Raw genomic sequence first — 24,765 nt, 5'->3', positions numbered from 1 at the left:
TAACAATAAGATGGAAGGCAGATATTATTGCACCTAAGATTGGACTTGGAAGTTTTAGGACAAGTGTAATTGTTGTTCCGTACAAAAACGATGATTATCCAAAAAACTGGGCGCAATTGGCAGGAATGGAGATCATACAATAACATGAACCTGTATGCCGCATTGTGTAGGTCATTGTGTGTAGATAACAGAAAAGCATTAGTAGTGTTTGCGGGTTTGTTGTTTGTGATGACGATGCTTTATCTGACATGGCCTAGTGTTGTAGTTAATTACATGACTCTCGTAGCATCAAACGAAATGGTATACCTGCCAAAAGAAAATGGATGGGCATCGATTAGTGTTATTAGCATTGAACCAGCTACACTTGAGCAAGTTTTATGTGGTTATAGAATTGCCAAGGCGGTCAAAATCGCAAGATTTCGCTTTACAATTGACAATCGCAAGCCAAAGTTAGCAAGCATGCATGTCGACGGAATTATAATTTACACGATATGGTATGGCATAGATTTTCTACCTGATCATATACAATAGAATCACTAAAAGCAATTTTAACATAAATCAGCGGTTAGCCCCAGCAAATCACTCGGCAAACTGTCACCGCAGGAGTTTGTTCCTGGGCTGCACGACGGATAGAAGCGATTCCTTGCCAAGCGCAATTCAGCCTCGGTAAGTCCGTGGCATGTCCAGCCAGAAGTGCGGATCACCGGCAAGAAATTGCATCTGGGCATAGTCCGCTTGAGCTTATCTATGAACGGTTTTCTGCCCCTTTGCCGGATTATTTCTATCTTCCAGCTTAGCTTGATTGTGTCCCGCTCTATGCCAAAAATAATCGCGTGACTTTTGCAACAAAAATGGTTAGTGAAAACGTGTCCGTTCCGCGATGTGCAGGGTCGGATAAGAATGTAGTATTATGCGGACGGTTCGGTAGCCATGGGTTCGGCGGCGTCTTCATTCTTCCACACGTCGGGGAGGAACTCAGGGCAAGCGCAGACTAAGTGATATTCAGAGCAAGGACTTGCGTCAAGTAATTGACGTTCCAGCCAGCCATTCTGCGTCGCATGGCAATGCTGTTCTTGTCAGTTTGTTGTTTGAGCAGGCTGATGGCGAAGCGTTTGAGCCAGGCTAAATTGTCGGCCGCGTGCCGGTCGCGGACGCGGCTTTCATCCTCGCGGAACGTCACGTCGAGCGACCAATGCAAACCGTTCTCAATGGCCCAATGGCCGCGGACTCAGCGGGCAAATTGCCGCACGTCCAGCGGCAGCGAACTGAGAAAGTAACGGCACTCGTCGCTGACTTTGTCGCCCCGTGTGCTGATCCGCACCGCCACGCCAATCGTGGCGAGTCCGGCCCAATTCTCGAATCCCGGCAAGGTCTTTGGCGCGGGGAATTGATAGTACGTCAATTCATCAATTCGGCCGTGGCCTTTGACGTTCACTTGTGTCGTCTGAAATTCGGCCTGAGTGGCGGGCAGTACGATCTGTTCTAAGGCATGGTCGCGGACCGCTGCGAAGAGTTTTTCCTGATTCCCTCTAAGCGCCAACACATAGTCGGCTTGTGCATTGCAAATCGCGGCGGCGATGTCCGTTTGGCAACCCATCGCGTCGATCGTGACGATCGTGTTGGCCAATTGCGTTTGCTCGATCAGCAGCGGAATCGCGGTGATTTCGTTCGATTTGTCGGCGGTGGCCAGTTGGCCCAGGCTAATCCCGTTGGCGACCGACCAGGCGCTGACCAAATGCAGCGCCTCCAGCCCGTGCTTCCGATCATGCGAACGGCGGAGGACTTTGCCGTCGATGGCGACTTGCTCGCGGTCGGTCGAGTTTTCCGTAACCAGTCCTGGGCGGAGGCTGGCAATCCAGGTCTCGAAACAGCGTTGAAAGGCCGCCGGTTTGAGCGCGGCCAGCACGCGGCCGATGGTGTCGTGCGCGGGGACGCCATGGGGCAGCGGCAGCACGCTTTTCAACCAGGCGGCGTGGCTGTTCGCCCACTGACCGATCCCGATCGGACCGTCGGCCCCGGCCAACACGCCGCAGACGCAAATCACCAGGATGTCGCCCAGCAGATGTTTGCGGTTGATCGATGAACGCTGGTCAGGCAAATCGCCAAAGTAATCGCGAATCGAAACCACGTCGGATTCGACCAATTCCACTTCCCTGATTGAGATGCGTGGCACGACGTTCACTCCGAAGAAAGAGAGGCAAACTCAAAACACGAATGCCTCCTTTCTAATCAAACCACTCTTATCGCGCAGGTAAATATTCTCGTACTTCACGCTGCGCCACAACCGTTCGATGAACACGTTGTCCAAGGCCCGCCCACGGCGAGGTACCCGCTTGAGGGTCAAGCTGATCGCGATCTTGGCTTTTGTTAATCGGCCCGTGAAGGCCAAGCTCGTGAATTGGGAACCTTAATCGGTATTGAAAATCTCTGGTGGGCGAAAGTTCTCCAACGCTTCATCCAGTGCCTCACAACAAAAGGTTCCCGCTAAGGTGTTTGGCAAACGCCAACTCAACACGTGCCGACTAAACCAATCCATCACGGCGGTCAAATACATGAAGCCATCGCTCAGTGGCACATACGTGATGTCCGTGCTCAACACGTGATTAGGCCGCAAAATCTCGACATTCCGCAACAAATACGGATACACCTTGTGACCTGGCGTGGCCTGTGACGTGCGACGACCAGGCGCTTGACCTTCGATGCCCATCACCCGCATCAAGCGTTGTACACGCTTGCGATTCACTTCCAGTTCAAACGCCATGCAACGTCTGCCGTAAAAAGGTGTCCGCAGGTAATGCTCGTCGATCCGCCGCATCAAGGCCAGGTTCTCGGCTGTCTCCGTGGCCACTTCGTAGTAGTACGTCGAACGCGGCAACTCCAGCAATTCGCACTACCGACGCACACTCAATTCCGCTAGCTCCGGTTCGATCTCACTCCGTTTATGGTTAGGTGTCAGTGTTGAATTTATTTTTATAAGCTATTCCAACTCGACCTTCAAGCGACCAATCTCTTCGTACAACTCCGCTTCGTTCGGACCCTCCTGCTTGGCTCGCCGACCATCGGCAAACAGCTCACTAGCTTGCTACAGCAACCGCTGCTTCCAAGCCTATACTTGCGCCGGGTAAACACCATAACGCTTTGAAAGCTGGCCTAACGTCTGATCCTCGCGAACCGCGGCTAACTCCACGCTGTGCTCTTGGCGTGCGGCGGCAATCCGCGCGTGTTGTTGGTTGCGTGGCAGCTTTTGCTACGTATTCGCGCGCTCTTTCGCGACCCGCTCGATCGTATGTAACTCGCCGATGAGCGCCAGCATTCCGTGCCGAACAGGATTGGGATGGGAGCATCCGGCAGAGGTAGGGGGCAGCGAAGAATCTCACTAAAGCCTGCACGAGAGCGCTCGCGCGCTCGTCATAGTTGTTAACTAGCCTGGACTGGTTTTGTAACCCGTCGGTTTCGCTGTCCGAAAGACCGAAACCATCTTGAATTCTGGAAGTACCGGCTAATTCAGCACTTAGGATTTCCCAAAACAGAGAATCGGTTCGTTAAGGGTTGGGCATGGGGAGAAAGTTAGCGAAGTCCCCTCACCCCTAAGTGTCCCCTGTTTTCCCGCCCACAAACAACACTTGCCTATGTGATCGGATTTGTGCGGAGTCTCGTCCGCTGGACAGACAAAAACTGACTTCAAGCAAGATTTCAAGCCACGTATATTCGGTCAGAAAGTCAAACAATTTCCGCGTAGACACATCGGTCGAAATCGACCGCCAGCAATTTCCCTGGACGGGGCTGGCTACGCAGAAAATGGCACCATCCTTGGGAATATTACAAAGCCGCCATTTCTGGCGAAATTGCATCTACGGTTTTGGCAATTCCGCTGCATTCAGTTGGTCAAGTTCTTCTAAGCTGGGATTCTTAGATTCAATCAACTTGATAGCAGCTTTCATCTGCTCAAGTTGATCAGCTTCATCAGCAGCCGCTTTTGTCATTTGTACTGGTTTCTTCACGGTAAGTGTCACTTCTTTTCCGTTTGACATTACTGTTCGGGTTTCAGCGACTAACTGCCAGTCGGGCCCAAACTGCTTGACAGCAAAGTACATCACCTTTGCTTTACTTTCACTCAGGCCATCACAGCGACAAGCGTAGTAAAACATTCGGTGTACTTCCTTGGCGGGTTCCGTCTTGTAAGTACAAGCCGCATCGTGAATTACCGACGCTTTGCGGTAGGCTCCGTCATAGGGACTGCCGATGATTGTCCAAAATACCTGCGGAATACTGGCTCCATTGATCTTATCGCCTTTCTTGGCGATCCAAGTTTTATTCGCTGGGTCGATGTAACTAAAACTGCTGAGTAACTCCATTTCGCGATCTTCGGCATCATCGAGCCAAATCGTTTCGACCTGGCCTTGAAAAGCGCCAAATATTTCAGTTGAAGGAATAAGCGTGTAATATGACTGTACAGCGAAGCCACCAATGACCAGTCCAAGGAAGAAAGCCCAAAACAGCTTCATTGATCTGCCCTTTCAGAATGGAGTGTGCTGGAAAGTATCTCACTAATTTCAATGCCCGGACAATGTCTTGTCAAGTATCGAGCGAAGATCGCTGCGGAAATATGCCCACAGGTCTGGTGGACGGCGGGATAAAGTGAAAAACCGTAATTGAAAATCCTACAGCAGTTGGACTTACTCATCGGCATAGTCAAAGCTGACTATGCAAATGTCACAAGCGACAACATTGCAAGGAGCAGTTCGCTCGAATCCGACTGCATCCGCCGGGATTACGATGAGGCCTCCGCAATCAATGCACAGGATGTAGTACATCAATGTCCCCCTTGAAAATAGATAAAAAACCGTGTTGAGTAAAGCGAGAGGTGGTGGTGCAAACACAATGAACCCTCTCTGAAAACCCCAACAGTGATTAGCTGTTCGATTTTTCCGCTTTCGCACTCTCTTGGAATTGTTGATAAATCCAAGTGTGTGCCAGATCAGCGACTTTCATGACGAGTGGTAAATCATCTCGTCCGAAGCTATCGCTGGACTTCCATTCTTCACCATCGCGATAAATCCGTATAAAGGTCACGTTGTGACGAGTGCCGCTGGTGGTTTCATTTTCCCAGATCGCGGCTTTGATTCGTCCCCTGCGGACTTCATGGATGGGTCGGTTCTCAGTGGTTTTACTGGAACGACTCGATTTGGTATGGGTAGCTGACATGTATGAGAAAAAAAGGACTTTCTGCTGCACTGAGTGGCGGGCAGGGCGCAAGCCGAAATCGACTCCCAGCGAACGCCCATTCGGCCGCCGAAACCCCATCTTGACCTGACCGCTCCGCGCAGCGTACACTGAATATGGAGTTCCCTTATGCCTCTACACGTCGAAATCCCCGAACCACTCGCCGCCCAAGTCGCGGATGCCGCCAAATCCCGCGGTGCCTCGCCGGAAGAATTTATCCTGCAAGCCGTGGCTGATTCGGTTGATCCGTTGGCACGGCTCCGCAAGCTCGCCTTGCCGATTACCGAGCGCCTCCAAGAGCTCGGCGAAACCGAGGATGACGCGGTCGAATTCTTTGAACAAATCAAGCACGACCTGCGGCGTCAGCGCCGGACTGCCTAGCCATGCGCGACCACGAAAGAGTCGTCTTCGACTGTAACGTCTTTTTTCAAGCTTTGATCAGTCCTACCGGTCCCGCAGGTCGTTTGTTCAACTTGGCAGCCGTCCAGCGCGTGGACTTGTTTGTGTCCGAGTATGTCCTTGCGGAGCTACGGGAACTGACAGCCGAGACCAAGATTGTCGCCAAATATCGGCTCTCGGCTGAGCTTATGGAGGAGTTTTTTGAAAAGTTAACGACTGCGGCGGTTTTGGTAGAAACAGTGCCGAGCGTTTTTGAGTTTCCGCGGGACCCGGACGACGCCCATTACGTCGATCTCGCGTTGGCGGCGGGGGCGAAGCTGATTGTTTCGCGGGACAAAGATTTGCTATCGCTGGCTGACATCTTGACGCCTGAAGGACGCGATTTTCATGCTCGGTTTCCGGACCTGGCAGTCCTGACGCCCGTGCAACTTTTAGCAATCCTCGGAGAGATCCCTCCTCCCAAGTAAACAAGCTAAAAATGAGGCCGGCGGCGTGCGGGCAAACGACCTCATCTACCTTTCAAGAACCTCTACTCTCAGATCGTCACTTCAGCGGTCTGACATCCTGTGACTGCCGAATTCGTCTCGTTCACTGCGACGAGCTCGTCAATAATCTTCGCGGCTACTCGCTGAATATGAGCGAGCGACGCGAGCAACATTTCCTTGTCACCACTATAAAGCTGGATGTAGTCGCTGGAGCGCGCCAAGCCATCAAGCCCTGCTGCTTTCGCGACGACGAAAGCCACCGCTTCCGCTTCGAGCTCGCGAATCGCTCGCGTCGTTTCCTTACGCCGCTCGGTGCGGTGCAGTAACTCGTGCGCCAACTCGTGGGCGAGAACTGCAAACTCCTCCGCCGGTGGTAGGTCCGTGACGAGGGCGATTCGCCCTCCTTCGGAGACCCCTTTCGCGCCGTCGAGGTTTTCTTCGTACCGCAGCTCAATCCCCTGCCGAGCGATCACTTGTCGCAGTTGGGGAATCAATTCTCCCGGCTCGCCGGAGATGAGACTAAACTGTGGCAGTTCGTCGCCATCGGTCTGAGCCACGTCGAAGACGTGAGTTGCCCGAAAGCCAACAACCGCCCGGCCACTTTCGTCCTCCTTTTCAAATAACTCTGCGTCCGGCTTCGACCGCCGGACCAGGGGAGCGAGGATGACGATCCCCATTTCCCCTTTGCGGACAAAACGGCCCAACTCCTTCCACCGCTGAAACCCAGCCACGAACGTGGCGTCGGGCTTCTGAATGGCAATCAACAAGCTGTTGTTGAAGCTGTAGCGATGGAATTTCGCTTGGAAGGCGAGATATTCCAGCAGCCGTTCGCTTCTCCCCTGCTCCAAGGCGACGATCAATTCATCAACGCCGCGTTCGGCCAACTCCAATGCTTCTTCGCGATTCATGGGAAAGTTCCTTTCATGAAGGGATGCAACGGGAGCGCAGCGAAATGCCGCTCCCGATGTTTGGAAACACGGTGCCAGGAAGGGCGACCGTCGAGAGGGCGACGGACCGTTGCCGTCGCACACAAATGGCGGTCGAATAGCGACCGCCAGGAAAAACCGTGGATTGCACGCCGCCGGTCTCGGCCGCAAGCCGGAGTGCTTGCCGACGAGGCCGCCGGAGGAACCGCGAACATCTACCCGGATGAAACCCGCGCTTAGCGCGCAGGCGAATAGCCCAGAATAGCGCGAACCGAAGCGCTACTCAAATTCAAGCGGACGAACTTTGCCGTCTCTCTTTCCCGCCTTCACTTCACTAATCCCCCAAAGTGCTGCTTCGAAGTCCCTCCGCCGTCGCCTTCGCCTCGGCCCGTCACTTGCCGCTGCGGGCCGAGGCGAAGGCAGAGGCGGATGGGGCGCCGTCCCTTTGTCGAGCCTGAGCGGAGGTCGCGCATCCTACGTGGAGAATTATGCGCACCAAAGAAAAACCCCTGGGAGCGGTGCAACCGACAACCAGGGGCAAGGAAAACATGAACGCGGAGCGGAGATCAGCTTTGATCGCCCCTCCCCTCGTCCGACTGATGACGCGCGCGATAGGCGTTATCTTGGCGGGCTTGAATTGCTTCAAAAGCCTCGCCCAAGAGTCGCGCCGCCGGAAGCAAGTCTTGAGCGCCGAGATATTCGGTTGACTCCCACTCGCTCTCTTCGTCACGGCGGAAAGAACGAGTCAGCTTGACGCTGTAGTTCGTTCGATCGTCGCCGCTGTGCTCGAACACGGCCACCTGCACAGGAAAATACGTCTTGGCAAAGATCGGCCGCGGCTTGGCCGCGTTCTTCTTCGCCCCATTCTTCGTCCCTGTCGCCATGAGATTGACTCCCTTGTGAAAAACCACATCCAAAAAGTTGAGAAAACCCTGCGTGGATGCACCGCTGGGGTTTGGCCAACGCTCAACAGCGTTCGCCACCTCCCGGCGGAATCTCGTAGAAGCCAATAGCCCAGAGTAGCGCGAATCGGGATGCTAAGCAAGCAACTAGGGACGCTGGGGAAGCGATGCCAGCCGATGGAATCGATCGGGGGTCACACGCCAGCGAATCGTTCAGTGCCATGCCTCAGTAAAACAACGCTGTGACTGTGCAATCGTACAAATCAGCGAATCTCAAAGAATAAGTACCGCATATACAACAGGCAGGAATTTAACTGAAGAGAGCCGTTTTGATTTCAGCTTCAAGGTCGGCGAACGACTGCACACCACGTTGCCGGAGCTTATTGAGTTTGACTAAATTGTGCTCCATGAGGTCGGCCGCGAGTTCCGGCTGTTGAAACTTCTCATTAACGCGAACAGTTTGAATGTCGCTATAGAGGACCGCTCGCAATTGATCCATCGACTGGGTATTGATCTCCAGGACCTTTTGCAGCAACTTCACGCTTGGCAAACATCCCAAGCACCAGCCAATGAACCGTCGTGGGCTAATCTTCGGGGTCGGATAGACGCCGCATCCGATGCTGATGACTCGCACCTCGGAATGAGCAATCTTCAAGGCTTTCACCGCATCGGCGATCGCATACAACGTCGGATTGTTTGCACAGAATCCGCCGTCACCGATTTCCACAATATCGCTGGTGGCAGTTGTAATTGTCTTGCGTTTGAAGAATGGATACGCCGAACAAGAGCCTTGCACCGCATCCGCGATGGAAACACCGAAGCCCGGAATGAACGAGCTCTTTCTTCCGTAAGCTTGCTCCACATTGGCCTTAAAGATCATCGGCGTCTCGATCATCCATTTGGTCGTGACAATACCGATGCCCGTTTTCACGTCGGTGAACTGCTGATCTCCGAAAACCTCCTTTGCCAGCTTTTCGAGGGCCCAGGTCCTGGTGGTGGGAAACCACCGCTTCATGATCGCCGGAACGTACTCTTTGTAGAGTTGGTGGATTTCCTCAATCTCGTAACCCAAGGCGATCAAGGCCGCGATAATGGCCCCGGTGCTGGTGCCGAACACCAGGTCGAAGTGTTTGTAGAGCGGGCAGTTCAACAGCGCCTCGATCTCGCGTAGCACGCCGAGCGTATAAAAACCTTTGGCCCCGCCGCCATCGAGGCTGAGAATCCGGTACTTTCCGTCTCTCGGGTGTTCGGTAGTCAGTTTCGAGAGCTTGGTGGGCATTGTCGATTCGGTGCTCATTCGTCGAATGCCGCCTTCCAGATTTCATCGATGAAGGCGAGCGCATCATCGACATTCCAAAACTCGGGGTGAAACAAATAGAAAATATTGTTGGCTTGCGTATAGGCTCGCAGGTCATTTTGCTGTTTTTTCTCGCGCAGATCGTTCCAGAGATGCGCAAGCACATTCTGCAAAACCGAGGAATAGCCCCCGGAGAAAACATGGTCTGGGACGTTCCACACGAGGCTTTCGAGATAGAACGATGGTGAACGTTTACGATCCCAGCGTCCGGCATCTTCTAACTCGTTGCGGAGCCGCTTCATGATGCGGACGCAGCCCTTGACTTTGTTGTTATTTCGCCGATCCTTGGCACCGAGGTTATCAAAATGTTGGTCGGGGAAATTCACGATCCGCTTACTTTGAGAGGTGAGAAAACCAATTCCTTGGTGATAGTCCGCATTGCCGGTCAAGTCCTTAAAATACATGCGGAAGCCAAGGCACGGCAGCACATCGGCATCGAGACGGTAAGTATTGCCGTCAATTCGAATCGCCTTATTGCCATCTTCGACAACTCCGTATTCCAGCTTCAGCGATGCATAAACGTCACGGCGGTAGTCCCAGTAGGTAAACCGACTATCCACGATTGATTCTTGGACTTTTTTACGGAGTGACTTTGCCATGTTTGAATACGACGGAATTGAGTCGTCAGGCAGGTCGTCGAGATCGTAAAAGAACGACTCTTGAGACTGAGATCCCATGTCGACGTCGCTGTCGCCGCGAACATTGGTCGAGTTTTTGTAGGAGCCCTGCAAGTAGGTTCGGATGTTGTACTTACCCAGCGCCGGGTCGCCTTCGAGGTGTTCCCGAATCATGTTGTGCGTCCGCACGGCTTTTTGTGTTTCGGTTTCGCTCGGGGCAAGCGAAAGTGTCACAAAATCCCGCTTTGCTTTAACGGCCATGAATCAAGCTCCGCATGCTGTTGATAGTGGCGAATCACGCCATGCGTTTTGCATGACGATCAGAAAGTTATTGGGTTGAGTCGATGATCCGAAGAGTCGGATGCTCGCGGCCTGAAAAGGCTCCAGCCAGATCCCTCTGGGGTGGACTGCCAAACTGACTCCTTGAACCGGCGGCGTTGTCGGTCGTCCAACAGATACGCAACATTTATGCCATTTGGATAGAATTCGACAGTTTGCTAGAGATTGAGGGCGCAACTCCATGCGTGCTCAAGAGTTCAGTAAGTTCGTGAAATTTCGCACAAAGGAGATAATAGTTGGAAAGGTCGTCTCTAGACCATCTGACATCTCACAAATTCCTGCCGTATCGGCAGTCAAATACTTTGAATCATTAAGGGAATAATTTTATGGGACGTTGTGGCATAAAAGCCATAACTACTCGTCCGCAATTTCCTCGCAAATATCGCGTGCAGTTGGTCGGACAGCGTCAATCAACGTGATGATAGTTTCACGGAAATGTGACGGTAATCACGGACGAGGGAAACCCGAAGCCAGCCGACGACGCGAGTTGCATTTTCTCGTCCTCACCAATAACACCATGACACTTTCGCGAGGATGCGTTTTTTACAGAACCGTTCTGAACCTATTTTTCATAATTACTGTTTCTTCTATTGAACTTTTCATCTACCGTAATCAGGGTCAAAATTGCGTCACGAATGTGTGAGCTAAGCGCATCCCATTTCAGCGCAATGCTTAAGGCATTTTCCGATATCAATTTGCGTTTCGGTGAGTCAACTGAGTTCTGACAATGACATAAACGGCATTCTGCGCACTCCCCAGTTGCTGCAAATGCCTTTTTTTCGTCTTGTAAGTCATTACTAGGTAACGAGTTACAAGAATCATCCGACGGTCTTCGGAACCGAGGGTTGGGGGTTCGAGCCCCTCCGGGTGTAGTTGGGCATTCTTCGGCGATCCTTTACCCTGCTTTGCGCCGTACGGCATTTTCCGCTAAAATGCCAACCAATTCACTTTGCCGATCCCCACTCGCCTGTTTTTTCCCCGGTTAGCCCAGCTATGCCCGCACGCCGCATCCTGGTTACTTCGGCCCTGCCGTATGCCAATGGGCAGATCCATTTGGGGCATCTGGTCGAATACCTGCAGACCGATATTTGGGTCCGCTTTCAAAAATTGCGCGGCCACCGCTGCATTTATATCTGCGCCGATGACACCCACGGCACGGCCATCATGAACCGCGCCCGCGGCGAAAACCGGTCCGAAGTCGACCTGATCACGGCCATGCGAGCGGATCATGTACGGGATTTTGCCGCGTTTGATGTGGAATTTGACAATTATGGCAGCACCCATAGTCCGCTCAATGAGCAACTTTGCGGGGAGTTTTGGCGGGCGTTGCGCGGGCGGGGGTTAATTGCCCAGCGGGGGATATTGCAGTTGTACGATCCCGTGGCGCGGGCATTTTTGGCGGATCGATTTGTCAAAGGGACCTGCCCCAAATGCGGCGCGCCGGACCAGTACGGCGATAGCTGTGAAAAATGCCTGGCGACTTACCAGCCTACGGAACTTTTGCATCCGCGCAGCACGCTGAGCGGGTCGGTGCCCGAGCTGCGCACGGCGGAGCACGCCTTTGTCGAACTGGAGCAACTGCATGGCTGGCTGGAACAATGGATTGACAGCAGCCAAGCGTTGCAACCAGAGATTGCCAATTACCTAAAAAATTTCTTTTTAAAAGAACCGTTGCGGGACTGGGATGTGTCGCGTCCGGCCAGTTACTTTGGCTTTGAAATTCCCGATATGCCGGGGAACTACTGGTATGTCTGGTTTGACGCGCCGATCGGGTACATTGCCTCGACCTGGGAATGGTGTCAGCGGGAAAACGAGGTGTTGGCCGACTGGTGGCAAAATCCCGCGACCGAGATCCATCACTTTATTGGCAAGGACATCACGTATTTTCACACGCTGTTCTGGCCGGGCATGTTACACGCGGCGGGATACAACCTGCCGACCAAGATTCGCATCCACGGATTTTTAACCGTGAATGGCGAGAAAATGAGCAAGTCCCGCGGCACATTTATACAGGCGGCGACCTACGCGCGGCATTTAGATCCCGCGTATTTACGCTATTACTACGCTTCCAAGCTGTCGCACCGGGTGGAGGACCTGGACCTTAACCTGGAGGAATTTCAGGACAAAGTCAACTCCGATTTGGTGGGTAAGGTGGTCAACTTGGCCAGCCGAACCGCGCGCTTTGTGGCGGAAACCGGACTAAGTCCCGCGTACCCGGACGATGGGGGTCTTTTTGCCGCTGGAGCCGCCGCGGGAAACGAGATCGCCGCCGCCTATGAAGCGGGGGACTACGCCCGCGCGACGCGGATCATCATGCAACTAGCGGACGCGGCCAATTTGTATGTGGACACGCAAAAGCCCTGGTCCCTCCGTAAAAATCCCGCCACCGCCGCGCAGGTCCAGCCGGTCTGCACGGTCACGCTAAATTTGTTTCGGCAAATCGTCGTGTACCTGGCTCCGGTCCTACCGCGTCTGGCAGCGCAGACGGGCACCTTATTAAACTCCCCGATTTCCCATTGGAATGACAGCCAAACTCCCCTGGTGGGGACGCCGGTCGCTCCTTTTCAACCCCTACTCACGCGGGTCGATCCCGCGCAGGTGCAACTCATGCTCGATGAATCTGCTGAAACGCTGGGTGGAGCAAAAACCCCCTCCGATCAACCGACTAGCAATGCCAATACCACGGGCGAAAAGCCGGCGGGTGCCGCGTTTGAAAGCGTGGTCAAGGTCCTGGAAGAAGCGGGGCAGGCGATCTTGCGCACGACCGAGGACCTGGCCAAGACAGCCCAAGAAAAACTGGGACCATCGCTAGGAAACGCGTTGGGGGCAATGAGCCAGGCGGTGGAAAAAGCGGTCCAGCACGTCAAAACACAGTACGCGCAAGCGACCGCCCCGCACCCTGGCACGCCCAGCGACAGTGCGGAGCCGCTAGCGGCGGAACCATTGGCGGCGACCTGTACGATCGAGGATTTTCAAAAAATCGATTTACGGGTGGCCCGGATCATCACGGCAGAGGAAGTCCCCGCGGCCAAGAAGCTGTTAAAACTGACGGTCTCGCTGGGGGGAGAGGAACGCCGCACGGTGTTCGCGGGGATCAAGGCGGCATACAAGCCGGAATCACTGGTGGGGCGGTTGGTGGTGATCGTGGCAAACTTGCAGCCAAGGCAAATGTCGTTTGGTCTGAGCGAAGGGATGGTAACCGCGGCGGGAGCGGGTGGGACGGAAGTCTATCTGTTGTCCCCCGACAGCGGCGCACTACCGGGGCACCGGGTGCACTGAGTCAAATTTAGAAATCCGAATGATGAATTCAGAATGACTGCAAATTTCATTCTGCATTCCTCAATCATACTTCTGAATTTGCAACAGCCCCCAGCAGGGAAAGTTACAAGTACGAATACAGAATGCAGATAAAAACTGAAAACCAAGCTCCATAAACCAAAAACCAATCCGCGTGTCGACCGAGCTGAATTGTTCCATCCCAGAAAACGCCCCCCTGCACACGCTGACTCACCAGGGTTTGACCGTCGAGGGGTACTCGCGCGCGGCGGTCCAGACCTATTACCGCGTGCCGGAACTCAAGCTGGGATTCGACTTTGGCGCGCAGCCCTGGCTCTTTATGGGGACCGCAACCTGGTTTTTATCGCATGGGCATTTGGACCATGTGGCTGCGCTGCCGGTCTATGTGGCGCGGCGGCGGATGATGAAAATGGAACCACCGGTCATTTACATGCCCGAAGAATGCGTCGAGACCGTCGATAAAATCCTCAAATTGTTCACGCGGTTGGATCGCGGGCGGATGCCCTGCCAATTGATCGGCGTCAAGCCCGGGGACGAGATCGAACTGTCGCGCGAACATGTCGTGACCGTCAGCGAAACCGTGCATACCGTGCCTTCCCTGGGCTTTGTGGTGTGGGACCGCCGCCGCAAGCTCAAGCCCGAATTGCAGGGGCTGGCCAATGACCAAATTCGTGATCTGCGCTTAGGGGGCGCCGAAGTCACCTATGAACAACGCTTTCCCCTGGTGGCGTACCTGGGGGATAGCGCGCCCCGGGGGTTGGACAACTGCCCCGACATGTACCGGGCAAAGATTCTCATTACCGAGATTTCCTTTGTCCATCCCGCCCATCGACGGGAAAAAATCCACAAATACGGCCATATCCACTTGGATGACATTATCGAGCGGCGGGGGCGATTTGAGAACGAGGTAATCATCGCGGGGCACTTTAGCACGCGGTACGAGCCGGAACGCATCCGCCGGATCGTCAAGCGCCGCCTGCCGGATATGCTGGACGGGCGCTTGCGATTGTGGATTTGAGCTGGAGGTTGGAGGAGTGGAGTAATGGAGGAGTGGTGTTTGGTGTTTGGAATATGGTTAGAAAAATTTGTACCTCCTCCACTGCGATCCCCTGCCATTTTCCTACAGTAGCCTAGGATTGCGGACTGGTCGCCTTGCCCTAGCAGGGGTATCAATTCGTAATTCGTAATTCGTAATTAATTTCCCATGCGCCGCTCGATTTCTTGGCCGATTGCGCTGGGCGTCACGTTGATCGTGCTATTGGTCACGCTTACCGTGGGGTGGATTGTCGTCAACTCCCTGGCCGCGCAAGGGGAATCCGCGGGTCTTTTTTACACGTTGTTGGCGGTCGGAACGACGCTTTTTGTGGTGGTGCTGGTCGGGGTCAGCATGTATCTCTGGCTATCGATCAAGGCCGTGCGCCTGACGCAGCGGCAATCAAATTTTATTGATAGCGTCACCCACGAGCTGAAAAGCCCGATCGCCTCGCTCAAGTTGTATTTGCAGACGCTGGAAAAGCGCAAATTGCCCGAGGCTCAAGTGACGGAGATTCATCAATCAATGATGGAGGTGCTGCGGGGTCTGGATCATTTGATCGATCATCTGCTGGACGCCGCGCGGCTGGAAAAGAAAGAAATCGAGATGCCGCTCGAGGATGTTGATCTGGCGGCGATTTTGGAACGCTGCGCCGCGTCCGCCTGCCGCGATTACCGCCTGCCCCCCGAGACCGTCCGCCTGCGTCTGCGCCCCGTGGAAGCCCGCGGCCGGGCTAAGGAATTTGAAATTATCTTTCGCAATCTAATCGACAACGCGCTCAAATATGGCGGCAAGGAACCCGCCGTCGAAATTGAAACCTACGCTCCCCGCGCGCAGCGCGTGGGAATTCGCATTAGTGATAACGGCCCCGGTATTCCCAGCCATTTGCGCCGCAAAATCTTTGGCCGTTTTGTCCGGCTGGGAAACGAGCTAGAGCGGCAGCAGGCGGGGACCGGCCTGGGCCTCTACATCGTGCGCGAATTGGTCCAGCGATTGGGGGGGCGGGTGCAGGTGCTGGGCCGGGGAAATCAGCCCGGCACCGCGTTTGAGGTAGAATTCGCGGGACATTTTCCGCAAATGGCGACTAATCCCTAACGCACCGACCCTTTACCCAACTTTGCTGCGGGGTTCCGCCGCCGGGACGGTGGCTTCCGCCGCGATGGCGGGGCCTTCGCCGTCCGCCCGCAGTTTGAGTGTGGCATTGGGCGGCATGCGGCGTTCTTGCGCGATGCCGCGGGTCCCCTGGCTTAAAAAGACGTGGTAAATTGCGGCGGGACCCGTGGCAAAATCCCGACGCAAGGTCTCTAACATATCGGTCCACTTGTGCCCACGACGGTAAATCACCCGATAAGCGGCCTTTAATTGGGCGATTTGGTCGGTGGTGTAGCCGCCTCTCCGCAATCCGACCAGATTCAACCCGCAAACGTCACCGGTTTGACCATCGACCAGAGTATAGGGGGGGATGTCCTGGATCACGCGGGCGTGACCCCCCACCATGGCCAGCGTGCCGATCCGGCAAAATTGATGCACGCCAACCGCACCGGAGATAAACGCCCGGTCTTCGACCGTGACATGCCCGGCAAACAAAACATTGTTGGCCACGACAATCTGATTGCCAATCCGGCAATCATGTGCGATATGGGCACAGGCCATAAAGAGATTGTTGTCGCCGATTTGCGTGGCATTTTCGGGCTTGAGCGCGCGATGCACCGTGCAGAATTCGCGAAACACGTTATTTTCGCCGATCCGCAGCAGACCCAGCGAGTCGGTTTTTTTCAGGTGCTGGGGGTGTCCGCCGATCACCGATTGCTCGCAAACTTCGTTATTGGCCCCCATCCTGGTCCCGGTTTTGATGACGGCGTGGGCGGCGATTTTGCAACCGGGACCGATTTCGACATCGTCCTCGACGACGGCAAACGGGCCGATTGTCACATCTGCGGCCAAACGGGCTGCGGGGCTAACTGCGGCCAACGGGTGGATGCTCACCGTGGTGTTCCTTCAACTTTAATGCATGACAATGAAAAGTCCGCGGGAACCGGGCTGGCGAATCAAGCGAATCTCTGGCCAGGGGGCAAATCCTTCCGCCGCACCGGCCATTCCGCTTGATAAATCTGCTATCATCCGCGGGCTGTTTGGACTGTATCGACCGCAACGACCGCAACAATTCACGCGGAAGTGACGACTATATCGAGCGTCCCCAAATTTCCCTATGCCAATTGTCAGGAACTGACGGTCAGGCAATCTGTGCCAACCCCGCTATAGCCAATCGTGGGTAGACCGGGCAAAATAGCCCGGTCCAGCGGGAAATGCTGGGTGGAGCCTGTCCCATCACTTGCTCGGGAGTTGAGTTTGTCGCTTTTTGGTGCGGTCTTCTGTTCCGCTAGCAAAACCGCTGGTGGGTGGTTCGCTTCTCCCCCCTGACCGCTACCCAGCTAGCATCATCCCGCGTAAAATACCGACTGGGGAGCTTATATTCCAAACAAATTTTTTGCCTTTTGCCAAGCACGTGCCATCCATGTCCACCGCCGACGAACTGTATAACGCCGCCGACGAATTAAAGGAAGCCGGCCAAATTGATGCCGCGATCAATAAACTGCACGAAGCACTGGGCGTTGACCCCAACCACGCCTTGACCCACACGGCGCTTTCAGTGCTGTACACCCGCCAAGGGAAGCATGCCGAGGCGGTCCAGCATGGCCTGCGCGTTTGCGAGCTGGAACCCAATGACCCGTTTAGCTTTACCTCCATGAGTGTGACGTTTATGCGGGCTGGCAAAATACCCGAGGCCGAGGAAGCCATGGCCCGCTCGCGTATGTTACAGCAGACACGATAAAGCTAGTGGTGCCGCCAGCCGCGGGCATTTGTAAAGTACTGAAATCTGTTTTAGGTAAATTATCTTATTCCCGTTTTTTGCCTTGGCGAGCAAAAGTTCCGCGCCGTGCGTAGAAATTTTTACCCGACTGGTAAAAAATTTCTGGCGAAACCCCGATCCCTTGGGTTAAATACAGTGTTGGTTCCAGCGCGCATCAACCAGCCGCCAGGTGCATATTTTGCACTTGGCCCTTTGTAGGGAAGGCGACGACTTGCAGATCTCCCGCCAGCGGACTGTTGATTTACCGGTAATTTCCGCTTTTTGTTGAAGGCCTCTTATGTTCACTCCGCAATGTTGGCGGATAATGACGGCTGTTTTGCTGCTCGTTGTGTGTGGCAGCGGGCCTAGCCATTTGACAGCCCAGCCCGCGACGGCGAACAAGCCCGCTACCCCCGCCGCCGCCCCCGCAGGGAACAAAATTGCGTCTGTTTCTAAAGAAGCTCCCGTGGCGGAAAGCCGCGAGCAGCAGCCCGATTTTTTGCGCGCGGGCGCCCCTAAGTCGGTGGAAGACTTAAAAACCCTGGAAAAGGCGATCACTACCTTATTGCCAAAACTTAATGCGGCCACTGTCGGGGTGCAAATTGGCAATTCCGCCGGCAGTGGTGTCATTATCGACAAAGAGGGGCATGTGCTGACCGCCGCGCATGTGGCCGGAACAGCCGGCCAGGAAGCGACGTTTATTTTGCCCGATGGCAAAGTTCTGTCGGGGAAGACGCTGGGGGCCAACCATGATACCGACGCTGGCCTGATGAAAATTGACAACCCCCGCGATTTACCCTTTATTCCCTTAGGTGACTATAATCAAGTGCGCACGGGGACCTGGGTCATCAGCACGGGACATCCCGGCGGCTTTCAAAAAGACCGCACCCCGGTCGTTCGCTTTGGACGGGTCTTGTCCGCGCGGCGTTCGGTCGTGGTCTCCGATTGCACGATCATGCCCGGGGATTCCGGCGGTCCATTATTTAACCTGAACGGCGAAGTTGTGGGAATTCATAGTCGAATTTCCGGAGCGTTGACCTCCAATTTGCATGTGCCGATTTCCCTGTTTCAAGATGATTGGGACCGTCTGGTCAAAGGCGAAGTCTGGGGACGGGATATTACCCCCACGGGACCGTATTTAGGGGTGATAGGCGATACCGAAGTGACGGACAAGGCCCAACTGGCCGCGGTTAATCCTGGTTCTCCCGCGGAACGGGCGGGGCTAAAGGGAGGGGACGTGATTACCAAAATTAACGACCAGGAACTCAAATCATTTGACGAATTGGCGGCGGCCGTCCGCCAGCTCAAGCCGGGGCAAACGGCAAAGTTAAGCGTGCTGCGCGGGACCGAAACCTTGGACCTCAAAGTGAAAATTGGGACACGTCCCGCCAATTGATCCCTTGGCCCCTCTTTTCCAGCAAATTTTTTTCATAAATAGCGGATTTATCTCCATGAAATGTTGCGCGGGTTGGTTAAAAACGGGGATGATTGTTTGTGGCCTGGCTGGCGGCCTGGGTTGGCTGTGGCAATCCGGCGGAGAACTGACAGGCTTGACCGTCGGGACGACAAATTGGCCGGATCTATGGTCGGTGGACCGTGTGGTTTCTAGCCGCTTTGCCGATGATTGGTACTTTGTGGACGAGGCCGCTCCTCCCGCGGAACGCCCCGCGCCGGGGCGCGACGGGCCAGAACGGTCTTGGGGACCCGGTTTTTGGGATCAATTGACCCGCCGAGATGCCGTGCGCTATCCTGGCGACGAGGGTAAAAACCATACCCGCATCAAGGACACCTTTCGCCCCATCGTGGCCCAAACCTCTAAGAGCGTGGTGCGGATTTATTGTGATAACGAGCCCGCGACGCTGGGGCTGATCGTCAACGCCGACGGGCAAATTTTGACCAAAGCCAGCCAATTAAAGGGGCACATTACTTGCCAGGTGGCGGGTGGCAAAAAATACCCCCTCACCGTTCTAGGCGTCCTGCGGGAACATGACCTGGCCCTGGGAAAAATCGACGCCCCCAACCTTGCTCCCGCGGACTGGCGCAAGGCTGAAACACCCCCCTTGGGAAATTTCCTGATTACGCCCGATGGTAACGGCGATGTCGTGGCCCTGGGCGTGGTCAGTGTCGCTCCGCGAAAAATTTCCGCCCCTAGCGGCATTTTGGGTATTTTGCTGGGGCAGACCGATCGCGGTCCAAAAATCGAACGAGTCCTGGAAGGGAGCGCCGCGGAGCAGGCGGGACTACTGGTGAATGACGTGATTTTGCAGGTCAACGAGTGGGAGGTAAAATCCCGCGAGTCGATGATTGAGTTGATTGGCAATTTTCGTCCTGGTGAAAAACTAAGCCTAAAAATCCTACGAAATGGGACGAAGCTGGAGATTGGCGCGACGCTAGGCCGACCCGAAACCGGCCGCCCGGTAACAGCCCGCGGATTTCGCAGGACAGAAGATGAACGCCTGGCGGGCGACCTGAGCGAGCGGCGCGGCGGCTTTGCCCAGGCCTTGCAACATGACACGGTGCTACGGCCTTATCAGTGCGGGGGACCGGTGGTGGATTTGGATGGCAAAGTGGCGGGAATCAATATTGCACGGGCGGATCGCGTGGCCAGTTATGCCCTCCCCGCCAACGTGGTCCAAGAGGCTTTGCGCGAATTGCAAACGGGTAAACATCCCGCCGGGCCCGAGTTGCAAGGGACAAACGCCGACCGTCTGCGCGAAAAAATTCAACAACTACAAGAAGCTCTGGCTAGCGCGGAAAAATCCCAGGCGGCCACCAACGAAGAAGTCGAAAAGCTGCGCGCGGAATTGGAAAAAACCGACGAACCTAGCGAGAAACTGCGGGATTCCCTGGACAAAGCTGAAAAATCACACGAGTCCGCGGTAGCCGCCGAACAAAAAGCCCGCCAAGAGTTGGCAAACGCCCAAAAGCAATTGCGGCAATTGGATTAACGCGTTGAATTTGGCTTTATTCTTATGCTACTGCCAACCACATAATGAACAGCCAACCATAATAAACAGCCAACGCAGTCTCCTGGTCCGCATTATCGATTGCGAAAGAGACGCCTCGGGGGAGTGGGAGTGCGGGGGGGGGAAGGATTGCGATTTGCCGCGGAACTGCCTTGAACCGCGGTGGGTTGGGTGGCGGGTTGAACCGCGGCGTCGGTGATCGGTTTTTGCACGGTAATCGGGGCAGTTGCGTCAGGAAGCAAATTTGCCGTTTCCGCGACCAAATTACCCACTACGGCCACTTGTGTGTCTGTCGCCACGGCGCCCGAGGCGGCGGGGGTGATTTGTTTCATAACACTGACCGCCGCACCCGTGTTCGGCTTGGCCGTGGTCGCCTCGGATTTGACCGCGGGTTTGTTCTGATTTTGGTTTCCTACTTGGTTATTGGTTCCCCCCTCTGCTGGCGGGGGATTCGTTGTCGGCGTGCCGCGCACCAAATAGGTGATCGTCATTTCTTGCGGTAGAGCGCCCAAATCGGTTTCAATCCGCAATTTGGCCGACTGTTTGCCAGGGGTGGCTTGGGCCACCAACGTGATGGGAATAATGTGGGTCGGTTTTGCCGGAGAATCGACGTTTAAGGGTTTAAATTGAACGCCCGTGTCTTCACAGGACAAATTGACAATCTTGAAGGGTTGCTGGCGATTATTGCGGACCACCAACACCCGTTTTACTTCGTCACCGGGGTTAAGCGAGCCAGCCATCCATAAATTGGGGGTTAGGCTGATTTCGGGTTTTACCTCTCCTTGAACCTGAATGGGAAATTGCGGCATGCGGTCGTCATTAGTAACCAGGACCAACTGATCATTAATGACGCCGGCGGGCGCATTTTCTTTCAGACGCACTTTCAGGTCGTAATTTACCGATGATAGCGTACGGGCTTTTTCCACGACTTCCACTTCAAAGTTCGTGTTAACGCAGCGCACATCGTTAATCTTCCAGTCGCGGCGGCCGGTCCGGGTGACAGTGACCACCTTTTCGGCGGCGCTCCCTTGGTTGACGGTGGAAAGATCGACAAAATTCGGATTTACCGCGATCTCGGTCAAGATTTGACCCTTTACCTGCAATTGCACTTCCGCGGGAAACGGGCGGTCAATCGTCACCGTCAAGGTCGCGGATTTATAACCCGTCATTTTGTGCGTGTTAAATGTCGCGAGGATTTCGCCGGATTCGTAGGTCTTTAAGGTAAGTTCGTTGAGCGGCTTGCTTTCACCGGGAAGGACAATCGCGGGGGTGGTGCAACCGCAACTGCTGCGCACGCCGGTGATGTGCAGGTCTTCGACATACAGATTTTTTAGTTTAAAGCGAAACTCGGTCTTTGCGCCAAACGCCACCGTGCCAAATTCGTGGCTGGTTTGGGAGAACATTTTACGTGCCCAATCTTCGGCTTGGCACTCAACGGTCCCAACCGAGCAGATTCCGCACACCACCAAGATAGTCAAAGCGAAGAAACGCACAAAAACATCTCCTGCCAGCGACGAATTCCATCCCTCGATGCGTCGCAATGGGATGAACAAAAAATTGTGTTAGGAAGTAAGATTTAAGATATAACTTTGCAATTTGCCTCTATAGCGCAATCTAGGGCGATTCGGGGCGGGTGTCAACGTCGATAGCCACATTCTCACAATTACCCTTACCATTTCGGAATAAAACTTCCCGAAACCGGAAAATTTTACCTATTCCTTAGATAAGTTCTACGAATTCTTCGCTAGCACAGCGTTTGTAACATTCATGCCAGGCATGCCTATCACAAGTATAAATCGGACCCTAGGGGATATGCGCAAAATAGCGGATCTGGACTCTCCCGTCCGTTATTTCGGACGCGCCGGGAAGAATGAGAGTTTTTCGCTCTCTTTTGACGGGAATGATTTGCGAAAGTCCCATTCCAACCAGTAAATTAAGGGGGTGTTCAGGCCCCCTGGCAGCCACAGCCTCGAACCCAAATTTTGACCTTCTCTGGACAGACGTCATTTTTACCGCCATTTAGCTCTCAACATGCAAGGAATTAGCCGCATGTGGAATTTTACATCGATGAGGGGAAAACAGGGGGTGGGGATTAATCCATCCTTCGCCATTTCGGTAAAAACCGTCATTCCAGGGGGCTGGGGACTGGCTCTGGCCTGCTTGCTTTGTAGCCTTATCTGGGCCGCCGAGCCTGCATTGCCCGCCGCAGCACAAAGCGAAACTCCGGCGGCAGCGGACACGCCTCCCGCCGCCAGCAACACTCCCGCCGCGGAGCCCGCCGCGCCCCAGGCTAATCCCGCCCCGGCTGGTGTTGCGGCAGGGCCGTTGCCGCATCCCTTTCCCCGGCGGATCAAGGCTCCATCGCTAAATATAGGTGCTCAGTGGCTGAACACGGCCGAGCCGCTGGATATTCGCGATTTACGGGGTAAGTTTGTATTGCTGGACTTTTGGACCTACTGCTGCATTAATTGCCTGCATATTTTACCGGAGCTAAAGAAGCTGGAGCAGGCTTATCCTGGTGAATTGGTGGTGATCGGCGTTCATTCGGCCAAATTTGACACCGAGCAAGACACGGCCAACATCCGCGAGGCGATCCTGCGGTACAACATTGAACACCCCGTGGTGAACGACGCCGAGCATAAGATATGGGACACGTATTTTGTTAATAGCTGGCCCAGTCTGCGAATTATCGACCCAGAGGGAAACTTGGTGGGAGTGCACAGCGGCGAAGTTGATTTTGAATCATTGGATCAATTTCTCAAAACGGCCCTTCCTTATTATGAGCAAAACAAACTTCTTGACAAAAAGCCGTTAAACTTTGCCCTGGAAGCGAGCAAAGCGGCCAAAACCCCGCTGCGTTTTCCCGGCAAAATCCTGGCCGACGCCCCCGGGGGCCGGTTGTTTATCGCCGATAGCAACCACCACCGCATTATCGTGACCGACTTGACGGGCAAACTGCTCCAAATCATTGGCAAGGGAGTTGCCGGGCGGGATGATGGAAATTTTTCGCTGGCGACGTTTCAAAATCCGCAGGGGTTGGATCTGCGGGATAACACCCTCTATGTGGCCGATACCGACAACCATCTGCTGCGCAAAATCGACCTTGCCCAGCAAACGGTTACGACCATCGCCGGAGATGGGCGCCAGAGCCACCTTCCCTGGCCGGGCTTGACGGAGGAAATGCTCCTTAGCCCGTTTGCCAAACTCCCTGAGCGGTTTGTCGGGCCGCCGTTAAAAACCAGCCTGAATAGTCCCTGGGACGTTAAACTGGTGGGGACGGATTTGCTGATTGCCATGGCCGGACCACACCAAATTTGGCGCATGCCCCTGGACCAGTCCGAAATCGGCCCCTACGCCGGCAGCGGACGCGAACACCTTAGCGATGGCGCGCTGTTGCCTGAACGCCCCTTTCAACGCGGCAGCTCCGCCTTTGCCCAACCCAGTGGCTTGGCGATCCTGGGGCAAGAACTCTTTGTGGCCGATTCCGAGGGGAGCGCCATTCGCGGTGTTCCCCTTCCTGATAATCCGCAGGGGAAGGTCCGCACCATTGTCGGGGCCGCCAACCAGCCAGACGCCTTGTTTGTCTTTGGAGATGTCGATGGTCCCGTGGAAAAAGCCCGCCTGCAGCATTGCCTGGGCGTGGCGGCGGATCAAAATCAACTCTTTGTGGCCGATACGTACAACAACAAAATTAAGCAAATCGATCTGACCGCCAAATCGATTACCACGTTGGCGGGGACCGGCAAACCGGGGAAAACTGACGGCAAATTGGCCGAATTTGACGAACCGGCGGGCTTGGCCGTGGCCGCTGGAAAAGTCTACGTGGCCGATACAAATAATCACCTGATCCGCGTGATTGACCTGGCCGACGGCACCACTGGAACCCTGGCGATAGCGGGGCTGCAACCTCCCGCTCCCGTGATGGAGGCCGCCAACCCGCCCAAGAAGCCCAAATTTCGCAATCCCCAACAAATCAAGCTGGAAGCGGTTACGGTTAAACCCGTGGAGGGTCAATTAGAGTTGAAAGTTCAACTTACCCTGCCAACGGATTGGAAAATCAATAATCTGGCTCCGGCGATATACTATGTCGAAGTAGAGGGAGAGACCGGCCCCGTTGATCGCACGGTCCTGGGCGAAGCGGGGAAAAACACCGAGGGAATGGAAACCTTTGTTATTCCCTTAAAACTGGCGGCGGATATGGGCCAGGATACCGTGAAGGTGTCGCTGAATTATTACATCTGCAAAGGAGGCCCCGAGGGGATCTGCACAACGGGTAGCGTCGAATGGACCGCGTCGATCAAAGTTACCCCCGATGGCAAAGACGCGATCGTGCCATTACCCGCCACCGTGGAAGAGCCAAAGTAATTTTT

General features: G+C 54.7%; 18 protein-coding genes and 2 pseudogenes. 10 read left to right on the top strand and 10 right to left on the bottom strand.

Going from position 1 to position 24,765, the window contains the following annotated elements:
* The first annotated feature begins 144 nt into the window (after positions 1-144).
* Positions 145-531, top strand: a complete 387-nt coding sequence (locus SFX18_12230) for a hypothetical protein (GenBank protein MDX1963914.1) — start codon at positions 145-147, stop codon at positions 529-531.
* 460 nt (positions 532-991) lie between these two features.
* On the opposite strand, the pseudogene SFX18_12225 reads toward SFX18_12230, so the two are convergent.
* The 4 genes and pseudogenes from SFX18_12225 to SFX18_12210 form a co-directional block, all read right to left on the bottom strand.
* A pseudogene (locus tag SFX18_12225) lies at positions 992-2,158 on the bottom strand (ISAs1 family transposase).
* Between the two features lie 249 nt (positions 2,159-2,407).
* A complete protein-coding gene (locus SFX18_12220; protein ID MDX1963913.1) occupies positions 2,408-2,875 on the bottom strand; it encodes a DDE-type integrase/transposase/recombinase in 468 nt (155 codons plus the stop codon).
* A gap of 976 nt (positions 2,876-3,851) precedes the next feature.
* Positions 3,852-4,505 (bottom strand): DUF1353 domain-containing protein, encoded by a 654-nt coding sequence (locus SFX18_12215; protein ID MDX1963912.1) that lies wholly within the window; start codon positions 4,503-4,505, stop codon positions 3,852-3,854.
* A gap of 406 nt (positions 4,506-4,911) precedes the next feature.
* Positions 4,912-5,205, bottom strand: a complete 294-nt coding sequence (locus tag SFX18_12210; protein ID MDX1963911.1) for a hypothetical protein — start codon at positions 5,203-5,205, stop codon at positions 4,912-4,914.
* Between the two features lie 147 nt (positions 5,206-5,352).
* On the opposite strand from SFX18_12210, the gene SFX18_12205 reads away from it, so the two are divergent.
* Together SFX18_12205 and SFX18_12200 are read left to right on the top strand one after the other, a co-directional pair.
* Complete coding sequence (locus SFX18_12205) at positions 5,353-5,604, top strand: hypothetical protein (protein ID MDX1963910.1); 252 nt, start codon at positions 5,353-5,355, stop codon at positions 5,602-5,604.
* A gap of 2 nt (positions 5,605-5,606) precedes the next feature.
* Positions 5,607-6,089 carry a putative toxin-antitoxin system toxin component, PIN family gene (locus SFX18_12200; protein MDX1963909.1) on the top strand — a complete coding sequence of 161 codons (483 nt, stop codon included), beginning with the start codon at positions 5,607-5,609 and terminating at the stop codon, positions 6,087-6,089.
* Positions 6,090-6,157: 68 nt separating this feature from the next.
* Here SFX18_12200 and SFX18_12195 read toward each other — a convergent pair whose 3' ends face one another.
* From SFX18_12195 to SFX18_12180, 4 genes are all read right to left on the bottom strand, one after another.
* The gene (locus SFX18_12195; protein ID MDX1963908.1) at positions 6,158-7,015 is read right to left on the bottom strand and encodes an ArdC family protein; all 858 of its coding nucleotides are present in this window, start codon (positions 7,013-7,015) and stop codon (positions 6,158-6,160) included.
* Between the two features lie 584 nt (positions 7,016-7,599).
* Positions 7,600-7,917: a hypothetical protein gene (locus SFX18_12190; protein MDX1963907.1), complete on the bottom strand. Its 318-nt coding sequence runs from the start codon at positions 7,915-7,917 to the stop codon at positions 7,600-7,602.
* A gap of 328 nt (positions 7,918-8,245) precedes the next feature.
* Positions 8,246-9,232: a patatin-like phospholipase family protein gene (locus SFX18_12185; GenBank protein MDX1963906.1), complete on the bottom strand. Its 987-nt coding sequence runs from the start codon at positions 9,230-9,232 to the stop codon at positions 8,246-8,248.
* Positions 9,229-10,170: a nucleotidyltransferase gene (locus tag SFX18_12180; protein MDX1963905.1), complete on the bottom strand. Its 942-nt coding sequence runs from the start codon at positions 10,168-10,170 to the stop codon at positions 9,229-9,231. Before SFX18_12180 ends, SFX18_12185 begins: the two co-directional genes overlap by 4 nt.
* Before the next feature lie 1,080 nt (positions 10,171-11,250).
* Here SFX18_12180 and metG point away from each other — a divergent pair.
* From metG to SFX18_12165, 3 genes and pseudogenes are all read left to right on the top strand, one after another.
* Positions 11,251-13,527 (top strand): annotated as a pseudogene (gene metG, locus SFX18_12175) (methionine--tRNA ligase).
* 196 nt (positions 13,528-13,723) lie between these two features.
* Positions 13,724-14,563 carry a metal-dependent hydrolase gene (locus tag SFX18_12170; GenBank protein MDX1963904.1) on the top strand — a complete coding sequence of 280 codons (840 nt, stop codon included), beginning with the start codon at positions 13,724-13,726 and terminating at the stop codon, positions 14,561-14,563.
* 186 nt (positions 14,564-14,749) lie between these two features.
* A complete protein-coding gene (locus SFX18_12165; protein ID MDX1963903.1) occupies positions 14,750-15,673 on the top strand; it encodes a HAMP domain-containing sensor histidine kinase in 924 nt (307 codons plus the stop codon).
* A 12-nt stretch (positions 15,674-15,685) separates the two neighbouring features.
* On the opposite strand, the gene lpxA is transcribed toward SFX18_12165, so the two are convergent.
* Entirely contained in the window at positions 15,686-16,564 is an 879-nt protein-coding gene (gene lpxA / locus SFX18_12160; GenBank protein MDX1963902.1) for an acyl-ACP--UDP-N-acetylglucosamine O-acyltransferase, read from the bottom strand.
* Between the two features lie 529 nt (positions 16,565-17,093).
* Here lpxA and SFX18_12155 point away from each other — a divergent pair.
* From SFX18_12155 to SFX18_12145, 3 genes are all read left to right on the top strand, one after another.
* Positions 17,094-17,411 carry a tetratricopeptide repeat protein gene (locus SFX18_12155; protein MDX1963901.1) on the top strand — a complete coding sequence of 106 codons (318 nt, stop codon included), beginning with the start codon at positions 17,094-17,096 and terminating at the stop codon, positions 17,409-17,411.
* A 343-nt stretch (positions 17,412-17,754) separates the two neighbouring features.
* The gene (locus tag SFX18_12150) at positions 17,755-18,825 is read left to right on the top strand and encodes a trypsin-like peptidase domain-containing protein (protein MDX1963900.1); all 1,071 of its coding nucleotides are present in this window, start codon (positions 17,755-17,757) and stop codon (positions 18,823-18,825) included.
* Positions 18,826-18,880: 55 nt separating this feature from the next.
* A complete protein-coding gene (locus tag SFX18_12145) occupies positions 18,881-20,377 on the top strand; it encodes a PDZ domain-containing protein (protein MDX1963899.1) in 1,497 nt (498 codons plus the stop codon).
* 92 nt (positions 20,378-20,469) lie between these two features.
* Here SFX18_12145 and SFX18_12140 read toward each other — a convergent pair whose 3' ends face one another.
* Positions 20,470-21,798 (bottom strand): DUF1573 domain-containing protein, encoded by a 1,329-nt coding sequence (locus SFX18_12140; protein ID MDX1963898.1) that lies wholly within the window; start codon positions 21,796-21,798, stop codon positions 20,470-20,472.
* A 646-nt stretch (positions 21,799-22,444) separates the two neighbouring features.
* Here SFX18_12140 and SFX18_12135 point away from each other — a divergent pair.
* Entirely contained in the window at positions 22,445-24,760 is a 2,316-nt protein-coding gene (locus SFX18_12135) for a thioredoxin-like domain-containing protein (GenBank protein ID MDX1963897.1), read from the top strand.
* The last annotated feature ends 5 nt before the right edge of the window (positions 24,761-24,765 follow it).

It is taken from the genome of Pirellulales bacterium, from assembly GCA_033762255.1.
In the GTDB taxonomy this organism is placed as follows: Bacteria; Planctomycetota; Planctomycetia; order Pirellulales; family JALHPA01; genus JANRLT01.
This window is presented reverse-complemented; position numbering and strand designations above follow the sequence as displayed.